Origin of the sequence: Actinomadura sp. (assembly GCF_044508335.1) — a bacterium.
Classification (GTDB): Bacteria; Actinomycetota; Actinomycetes; order Streptosporangiales; family Streptosporangiaceae; genus Spirillospora.
On record NZ_JBIQHY010000240.1, the window covers coordinates 1 to 1,500 of the forward strand.

The 1,500-nt window shown below is 69.0% G+C and carries 1 protein-coding gene and 1 pseudogene; one reads left to right on the plus strand and one right to left on the minus strand.

Annotated features, from left to right (window positions below):
- A pseudogene (locus ACIWVC_RS34580) lies at window positions 1-509 on the minus strand (zinc-binding alcohol dehydrogenase family protein); the annotation flags it as partial.
- Window positions 510-578: 69 nt separating this feature from the next.
- Here ACIWVC_RS34580 and ACIWVC_RS34585 point away from each other — a divergent pair.
- Entirely contained in the window at window positions 579-1,208 is a 630-nt protein-coding gene (locus tag ACIWVC_RS34585; protein WP_396453298.1) for a TetR/AcrR family transcriptional regulator C-terminal domain-containing protein, read from the plus strand.
- Window positions 1,209-1,500: the final 292 nt, after the last annotated feature.

The following is a 1,500-nucleotide window of genomic DNA, read 5'->3' on the forward strand; positions in this document are numbered from 1 at the left end:
TCCAGCGCCTCGGCGTTGCGTCCGGCCGCGATGACCCGCTTCGCGCCGAGGGACAGTGCCGCCCGGACCGCCAGCCCGCCCGACATACCCGTCGCACCGAGCACCAGCGTGGTGCCGATCTCGCCGACCTCCTTGTGGCGGGCGGCCAGCGCCATCCAGCCCGACATGGCCGGGTTCATACCCGCGGCGACCGCCAGCGGGTCGGCCCCGGCGGGCAGTTCCACCTCGAACGGGGTGACCATCCGCTCGGCCATCGTGCCCCACGGCGGCCGGGGGAACCCCGTGTAGACCAGCCGGCCGTCGTCGGTCCGAGCCACGGCGTCGATTCCCGGGACGAGCGGATACGCCTGCTCGCTGCCGTAATGGCGGCCGGAGGCCAGCCCGCGGACGATGTGGTGCAGACCCGCGCCCACGAGACGCAGCGGCGGCCGGTCCGGCCTGGGTTCCGGGTCGGGGAAGTCGGCGCAGACGGGGGCCGATTGAGGGTCGTTGACGACTGCAGCACGCATGGCACACTCCTGAACTAAGTTCAATTCGGACGAGACCCACCGTGCCTGAACTTTGTTAAGGTGTCAACCGTGGCGAAGGGCATCACGCGGGAGCGCATCGTGGCGGCGGCGCTCGAGCTGCTCAATGACGAGGGCATGGACGCCCTCACCGTCCGAGCACTCGCGTCCCGGCTCGATGTGGGAGCCCCCGCGCTGTACTGGCACGTCCGCAACAAGCAGGAACTGCTCGACGAGATGAGCACGTTCGTCATGCGCCGCGTCACCGACGCCGTTTCCGCGATCCCTCCCAGCGGCAGTTGGCGTGACGACGTGGCCGCCTACGCGCGCGCTCTGCGCGCGGAGTACCTGCGCCACCGGGACGGGGCGCGCATCTTCAGCGGCACGCGCCTCGCCGACCCCGAGGTGGTGAAGGCGAAGGAGTCCTGGCTCGCCCGCTTGACCGCTGCCGGCTTCACCCTCGCCGAGGCGGACGACGTCCTCGACCTGGTCATCGCGTTCGTGGTCGGTTTCGTCATCGAGGAGCAGGAACGGACCCAGTCGGAGCCGGGACGTTATTCGCCGGACGAGCGTGATGCCTGGCTGGGTGAGGGCGCGGAACTGGTCAAGGCCGCCGGCCACCTACGCGACGAGGGCGACCCTCGCTTCGAACGCCAACTCGACATAGTCCTGGACGGCCTCGCCACCCGCCTACCCACCTGACGCCCGACAACCGCGCAGCCGACTCCGACTGACTGGTGCAGGGAGTTGAACTGAACACACAGGGGCAGTCGTTCCGGTGCTCCACCCAGGGCCTATGACCTGCGCTGGCCAAGGCTGGCGCGGCATCCCCTGCCTAGCCACGTGCTATCCAGAGCCGCGAAGCAGGCGTCCAAAAGACGCGACAGGGACTTCGTCCGGATCGCGATCTTGGACGAAGTCCCTGGGCGGAGTGGCGGAGTATCGGGGATTTGAACCCCAGATTGGCCTGCACCCTAACCGCATTAGCAGTTCT